Below are 7,352 nucleotides of genomic sequence, written 5' to 3'. Positions count from 1 at the left end.
CCCTATTTGGTCTTGCTCCCGGTGGGGTTTGCCGTGCCGGTCCGTTGCCGGACTCGCGGTGCGCTCTTACCGCACCATTTCACCCTTGCCTGATCTCCGAAGAGCCATCGGCGGTATCTTTCTGTTGCACTTTCCGTCGGCTCGCGCCGCCCAGGCGTTACCTGGCACCGTGCCCTGTGGAGCCCGGACTTTCCTCGGCATTGTTTCCAATGACGCGACTGTCTGGCCGACTCCGCCGCGCGCATTGTCGCACAACGGCCATGCCGCTAACCCGACAGCCAGGCGGATGCGGCACCGCCGAAGCCCAGCAACAGCACCATCAACCATGGCGGTAGCTTCGCCCACATCAGCATCCCCACGCCCACCGCAATCCACGCCACGTCGCGCCAGTCACGCACGGCCGTGGTCCATAGCGGGTCGTAGAGTGCGGCCAGCAACAGTCCAACCACCACCGCATTGACCCCGGCCACTGCGGCCTGCACGCCTCGCTGTCGGCGTACGCGCGACCAGAAGGGCAACACACCCACGATCAGCAGGAAGGAAGGCAGGAAAATCGCAAGCAGGCACACCGTCGCGCCCAGCCAGCCACCCGGCCCGGCGGACATGGCAGTCCCCAGGAAAGCGGAGAACGCGAACAATGGCCCGGGCAGCGCCTGGGCGAACCCGTAACCGGCAAGGAAATCATCCGCACCGATCCAGCCAGGCGCCACTACTTCCGCCTGCAGCAATGGCAGCACCACGTGGCCGCCACCGAAAACCAGCGCACCGGTGCGGTAGAACGCATCGAATACCTGCACGGCCGGCGCCATGGAATACCGCGCCACCAACGGCAGCAGCAACAGCAGGATCAAGAACGCCACCAGCATCGCCACGCCGGTACGCGCGGACAGCAGCACCGTCATGCCCCCGGCTTCGGCCGCATCGGGCGCACGTCGCAACACCAGACCCGTCATGGCACCCGCCGCGATCAACAGCCACTGCACCCCTGCGTGTGGCCAACACACCACGACCAGCGTCGTTGCCACCGCCATCAGCACGCGCGGTGCATCGATGCAGAACAAACGCCCCATCGCCCATACGGCCTGCGCCACCACGGCGACCGCGACCCACTTCAAACCGTGCAGCGATTCGGCGGGCAATGCGCTGCCCCAATGCACGAGTCCAAGCGCGAACAGCACCATCAACACCGCGGACGGCAAGGTGAACCCGCACCACGCCGCGACGGCGCCGCGGATGCCTGCCTGCGACAAGCCAATGGCCATGCCCACCTGGCTGCTGGCCGGACCGGGCAGGAACTGGCAGAGCGCGACCAGCTCGGCGTACGCACCGTCCGTCAGCCACTGGCGTCGGGCCACGAACTCATCGCGAAAATAGCCGAGATGGGCGATGGGGCCGCCGAATGAAACCAGCCCAAGCCGAAGGAATACGCGGAATACCCGCCAGGCAGTGGCGTGCTGTCGCGGCTCCCGCGCAGTCATCCCTCGCATGAGCATCATCCCTCACCCATTTCCCGCGCCTTCCTCGACACCGGCATGATTCACGCGAGCGCCGCTGCCCCATCGAGGACATCCATGGGAAGCGGCCCGGACGCCAGGATGAAGTCGTTGTAGGCGCGCGTGTCGAACCGCGTGCCCAGGCGCTGCCGGGCCTTCTCGCGCGTCGCCAGAATCTGCTGCTTGCCGACCATGAAGCTGCAGGCCTGCCCCGGGTAGACGCAATAGCGGTCGATCTCGCGCTCGGCGGCATCGCGATGTTCGCCGGCGTTGGCCACCATCCAGTCGATGGCCTGCTGGCGGGTCCAGCGCGCGTGGTGGATGCCGGTGTCGACGACGACACGGCAGGCACGGAACAACTGGCCCTGCAGGTAGCCGATTCGCCCGAACGGATCGCCTTCGAATGCACCGATCTCATCCGCCAGTTGTTCGGCATACAGGGCCCAGCCCTCGGTCCACGCCGAAAAGCGCACCGTGCGCCGGAACAGCGACAGTCCACCCGCCTCGCGCAGCACACTGTCCTGGAAATGGTGACCGGGTATGCCTTCGTGATGCAGCAGCGTCGGGATGCGCCACAGCGCGCTCTCCGCGACCGAGCGCAGGTTGAGGAAGATGGTCGAGGGCTGGGCGGGATCGCTGCTGGCGCTGTAGAACGCGCCTGGCGCGCCGTCCTGGATCGCGGGCGAGATGCGCTGCACTTCGACCGGTCGATCCGGAATCACGCGGAACCCCCGTGGCAGCAGGCCCCTGATCCGATCAAGGTGTGCACTGGCGTAGTCGATGATCGCCTGGCGTCCCGCGTCCGTGTCCGGCTTGAGGAAGCGCGGATCGCGATCGAGGGCGGCCATGCGCTCACCCACCGATCCCCCGGTCAGACCCTCGGCGCGCAGCAGCTGATCGATCTCGGTCGACAGTTCCTCCACCCACGTCAGGCCGAGTCGATGCAGCTCGCCTGGCGCGTAGCGGGCGGTGGTGTTGGAACGCAGCGCCGAGGCGTAGTAAGCCTCGCCGTCCGGCTTGGCCCACACGCCTGCACGATCATCGGCGCGGGGCATCAAGGCTGCGAGCGCGTCGCTCTGGCGTTGCAGGGCAGGCACGATACGCCCAACCAGGATCGCCGAGGCGCGACGGTCCAGATCGGCGATCCCGGCGTCGCGCGCACGCGCGAGTGCCGACGTCGTCAATGGATTGCCGCTCGGCGCGRCATCGCGCAAGGTCGCGAGCTGCTTCAGGGCCTTGGCCAGGATGAAATCCGGGGGGATGACACCCAGGCCCGCGTCGTGGCGGACCTGTTCGGTTTCCTGGTCCAGGGCCGCGGCGAACTGGCCCAGCCTGTCCAGATAGCGGTCGGCATCCGCCGCATCCTTCATGGGTGAGCGCCCGCCGATACTGTCCGGCAGCCAGAAATAGGCACCGTTCATCTGGCTGACGACATAGGGGCTAGGGCGCAGGTTGAGGTCCGAAAATCCGTAGCGCCCGTACTGGTCCGCCATGGCCTCGTAAACGAAGCGGGCAGTGTCGTAGTCCAGGGCCGCGGCGGCCGAAAGTGCGGCGCGGTCGATCCCTTTCAGTTCGTCCAGACGCAGCGCCGTCGCCTGCCGATGACGCGCGCGAGCGGCCAGCGAATAGTCGGCCAGGCGGTCCGGTCCACCCTCCTCTGCCTTGAGGGCCTGGGCATGGCGTTGCAGCAGGTCCGCCAGGCGGACGTCCTCGGCGGGCGCATTCCCCGTCGTGTCGGCGACAGGCTTCGAACCGGCCATGCGCGCGGCCAGGGGCCACGTCAGGCCGAGCGCCGCGGCGCCGACCAGCAGTTCACGACGACGCATCAGGTGCACCTCCAAAGCAAGGCGTCCCGAGCCTCGAGTGCCGGGAGGCCGGAACGCAGAACGAGACCATGCAATCTCTCCGAACAGGACGCATACCCAAGGCCTAATGCGCGGCCCCGCTCGACATCAGCCAGCGGTCGATTTTGGCTTCCAGCACGTCCAGCGGCAGGGCACCGGTGTCCAGCACCTGGTCGTGGAAACGCCGGATGTCGAAATCCGCACCCAGGCGTTCGGTCGCACGCCGCCGGAGTTCCTGCAACTTCAGTTCACCCACCTTGTAGGCGCAGGCCTGGCCCGGATTGGTGATGTAGCGATCGATCTCCACCGCCACGTCGCGCGGGGCCATGGAGGTGTTGGCCAGCATGTAGTCGATCGCGCGTTGACGGTCCCAGTGCATGGCATGGAGACCGGTGTCGACCACCAGGCGCACGGCGCGCAGCATTTCCATGTCCAGGTGGCCGAACCATTGGTAGGGGTCGGTGAACATGCCCAGTTCCTGCCCCAGGGATTCGGCATACAGGCCCCAGCCCTCGGTATAGGCGGTGGCGGGCACCTGCCCGAAACGCAGCAGGTCCGGCAGGCTCTCGTCCTCCTGGACCAGTGAGATCTGGTAGTGGTGGCCCGGCACGCCTTCGTGCAGCTGCAAGGTCTCCAGGGTCGGGATGGGACGCGTGTTCAACATGGCCATGTTGAAGAACAGGACGCCGGGCTCCGACGCGTCCGGCGGACCGGCGCGGTAGTAGCCCGTGCCCCGCTGGTCGCCCAGCGCCGGCAGCGGACGCAGCTCGAATTCGGCACGCGGACGACGCGAGAACAGTTCAGGCATCCGCTCCCAGACCTTTTTTTCGATGCGTTCGAAGTGGTCGATGAGGTCTTCCGGTTTGGAATAGTAGAACTCGGGCCCGGTACGGACGTGTTCGAAGAAGGCCGGCAGGTCGCCGTCGAAGCCCGTCGCCTGGCGCGCCTGTTCCATCGCGGCGCGGATCCTGGCCACTTCCGCCACACCCAACTGGTGGATCTGCTGCGCGCTCATCTTCGTGGTGGTGTGCTGGACCAGCAGGGACGCATAGACCCGCTCGCCGTCCTTCATCGCCCACAGGCCGGCGCCCTCGGTGGCGCCCGGCAGATAGCGTTCGCGCAGGAACGTGCGCCAGCGCGCGTAGGCCGGTGCGGCGCGACCTTCGATGGCCTGGCGATACGCGGCCTCCAGGCGGGTGCGGTCCGCGGTCCCGATGGCGTCAGGGAAACGCGTCACCGGGGAGTAGAAGGGATTCTCCTCGACCGTCAGCTTCAGGAAGGCTTCGACCTGCGCCAGGATGTTGTTCACCACCACCTTGGGCTGGTGGTAGCCCCGGGCCATTCCCTGCTCCAGGCGATCGACCGTGCTGTCCATGTACCCGACGAAGCCTTCCAGCTGGGCCAGCCCCCTTTCGTAGTCTTCGACCGTCTTGAAGCGGACGCCCGACAGATAGTCGGGGAACTCGACGTGCAGGCCGAAGGAGGCGTTCAGCGGCACCAGGTTGCGTATCGCATGGATGCCGCTGTCGATGTCGCCGAGCGCCTGCTCGGCCTGGTAGCGGAACGCGTCGTAGGCGATCTGGTCCTTCTCGGCCAGTGAGGCGCGGTCTATGCCGGCCAGGCCCGACAGTTCGGCACGCTTGTTCGTCGCCAGCTGCAGGGCGAAGGCCTCGCTCTGGGGGTCGACGAAAACGGCCCCGGTCGGGGGCAGGCCGCGCTCGGCGAGACGCAGGGGATGCAGCGTGTCATCGGCCTTCTGGCTCTCCGCCACCAGCTGGCGGAACCGCTCACGGGCGTCCGGCGGGGTCGACGCGATCGCCGCGGGCGATRCCGCCACCATGACCAGCGTCGCGACGGCGGCCTTGAGCCGTTCACGCATTCTCATCTTCATTCCTTTTCCTTCGAGACCAGGCCGCCATACAACGCCTTCCTCGGCGCGCCGGTGATCTCGGCAGCGAGCTTGGCGGCTGCCGACGGCGGCAGGTGGGCGTTGAGCAGCGCGTAGACGCGACGACCCTCTGCGAGCTGCGCCGTCTCGTCGTCCGGCGCGCCCTGCACCATGACGACAAACTCGCCCTTGCGCTGGTTGTCGTCGGCGTCGACCTTCGCCTGCAGCTCGGCCAGGGTGCCGTCGAGGACGGTTTCAAACAGCTTGGTCAGTTCGCGCGCCAGCACCGCGGGACGGTCGTCGCCGAACGCGGCGCGCATGTCCGCCAGCGACTCCGCGATGCGGTGCGAAGACTCGTAGAACACCAGCGTGCGGGCTTCACCTGAAAGGCGCTGCAGCTGCTCGCGTCGCGCGGACGCCTTGGCCGGCAGGAAGCCTTCGAACGCGAAGCGGTCGCTCGGCAATCCGGCCACGCTCAAGGCGGCGATGGCCGCGCAGGCGCCCGGCAGCGGACTGACCTTGATGCCCGCCGCGCGCGCTGCGCGGACCACACGGAACCCGGGGTCGCTGACCAGCGGCGTGCCGGCGTCGCTCACCAGCGCGAGGGAGTCGCCGGCCAGCAGGCGTTCGACCACGCGCAGGGCCAGTGCGTCCTCATTGTGTTCATGCAGGGCCACCAGCGGCGTGGACACGCCGAAGTGCGACATCAGCTGGCCGCTGCGGCGTGTGTCCTCGGCGCAGATCGCCGCCACGTTTCGCAGCGTCTCCAGTGCCCGGGGCGTCAGGTCGCCGAGGTTGCCGATCGGGGTGGCGACGATGAACAGGGTTCCGGCAGGCATTCCAGTGGGGCTCGGTGGCTGGGGGTAGAATCGTAGCCCGGTTCCCCTGCCTGAACATCGACGATGCCCTTGGACCTGCCTGTCGCACGCACGCTTTCCGCACGCCTCCGTCCCGCCCGGGCCCTGGCGGCATTGCTGCTGGTCGCCCTGCTCGCCAGTTGCGCGACCACGCCGGGCACGAGCCCCGTCACATCGTCCGCACGCTTCGCCCCCGCGTTCGCCAACGCCGCCACGCTGGCGCGCCAGGACGGCGCCCTCACCGGTCAGGCGCGCAGCGACAACGCACGCGAAATCGACCGCCTGCTCGCCACGCTCGACGACGCCACCCTCACCCGCGACGCCGCGGCCCTGCCGGTGGGCGATCCGCTCTACAACTTCGCCGGCCGCGCGTTGCAGCGCCGCGGACTGCCGCTGCCGCGCCCGTTCGATCGTGGCGCCCAGTGGCGCTTCGACGCCGGCAACCGTCCGCCCGCCGAGGCGGACGGATACCGCCCGCCGGTGAAGCTGGCCGTGCTGTTGCCCCTGTCCGGCAACCTCGCCACGGCCGCTGCGCCCGTGCGCGATGGCCTGCTGGCCGGCTATTACGGTGAGCGCCGCCGTCGCCCCGACATCCAGTTCTACGACACCACCGGCACCGCCGCGGGCGCGACCGCGGCGTATGCGCGCGCGACCGCCGAGGGCGCGGACTTCGTGGTCGGCCCGCTGGGTCGGGACGAAGTGAGCGCGCTGTTCCAGCAGCCCCAGCTCGCCACCCCGCTGCTGGTGCTCAACCGCGGCACCGTGAGCGTGCCGGAAGGCAATGCCGGCTTCTCGCTGGCGCCCGAAGACGACGGGATCGCGGCCGCCGAGTACCTGTTCGCACGCGAGCGCCGCGCGGCGCTGGTCATCGAGGGCAGCGACGACAATGGCCGTCGTGCATCGCAGGCCTTCGCCACGCGCTTCGCCGAGCGCGGCGGCAAGGTCACCCGCGTGGTCCGCGTGCAGGACGTACCGGGTGATCTGTCGGCCGCGCTGGCCACCGCGTCGCAGGAAGGCGCCGATGCCGTGTTCCTGGCCGTGCGCGGCAGCACGGCCCGCGCGCTGACGCCGCAACTGGCCCTGGCCGGCCTGGGCGGCAAGACGCGCGTGGGGACGTCGCAGCTCACCTCGGGGACGGGCAAGCCGGAAGAAGACATGGCGCTCGATGGCATCGCCTTCCCGACCGAAGCCTGGACCTCGCGCGGCGTGCCGGCCCTGCCTGCCGCCAGCGTCACCGGAGAGCGCGTCCCGACCGCACGCGGTCCTGCCG

4 protein-coding genes, 1 other RNA gene and 1 pseudogene are annotated in these 7,352 nt (G+C 68.7%); 1 reads left to right on the top strand and 5 read right to left on the bottom strand.

Features of this window, described 5'->3' with window-relative positions; genetic code table 11:
• From rnpB to rsmI, 5 genes are all read right to left on the bottom strand, one after another.
• An RNA gene (gene rnpB, locus AC04L7_RS09135) (RNase P RNA component class A) lies at window positions 1-234 on the bottom strand; the annotation flags it as partial.
• Between the two features lie 32 nt (window positions 235-266).
• A complete protein-coding gene (gene chrA / locus AC04L7_RS09130; protein WP_475512869.1) occupies window positions 267-1,478 on the bottom strand; it encodes a chromate efflux transporter in 1,212 nt (403 codons plus the stop codon).
• 59 nt (window positions 1,479-1,537) lie between these two features.
• On the bottom strand, window positions 1,538-3,319 hold the full coding sequence (locus AC04L7_RS09125) for a DUF885 domain-containing protein (protein ID WP_475512868.1): 1,782 nt from the start codon (window positions 3,317-3,319) through the stop codon (window positions 1,538-1,540).
• A 103-nt stretch (window positions 3,320-3,422) separates the two neighbouring features.
• Complete coding sequence (locus tag AC04L7_RS09120) at window positions 3,423-5,228, bottom strand: DUF885 domain-containing protein (protein ID WP_475512867.1); 1,806 nt, start codon at window positions 5,226-5,228, stop codon at window positions 3,423-3,425.
• Complete coding sequence (gene rsmI, locus AC04L7_RS09115; RefSeq protein WP_436000148.1) at window positions 5,225-6,064, bottom strand: 16S rRNA (cytidine(1402)-2'-O)-methyltransferase; 840 nt, start codon at window positions 6,062-6,064, stop codon at window positions 5,225-5,227. Before rsmI ends, AC04L7_RS09120 begins: the two co-directional genes overlap by 4 nt.
• Window positions 6,065-6,280: 216 nt before the next feature.
• Here rsmI and AC04L7_RS09110 point away from each other — a divergent pair.
• Window positions 6,281-7,352: pseudogene (locus tag AC04L7_RS09110) on the top strand (penicillin-binding protein activator); the annotation flags it as partial.

It is taken from the genome of Pseudoxanthomonas sp. LjRoot204_2, from assembly GCF_056175765.1.
The sequence above is the reverse complement of the archived record's forward strand: the minus strand, read 5'-3'. Positions and strand labels throughout refer to the sequence as shown.

Bases quoted from the DNA above. Each gene is read 5' to 3' on its own strand.
- rsmI (WP_436000148.1), bottom strand. From the start codon at position 6,064: ATGCCTGCCGGAACCCTGTTCATCGTCGCCACCCCGATCGGCAACCTC.
- chrA (WP_475512869.1), bottom strand. From the start codon at position 1,478: ATGACTGCGCGGGAGCCGCGACAGCACGCCACTGCCTGGCGGGTATTC.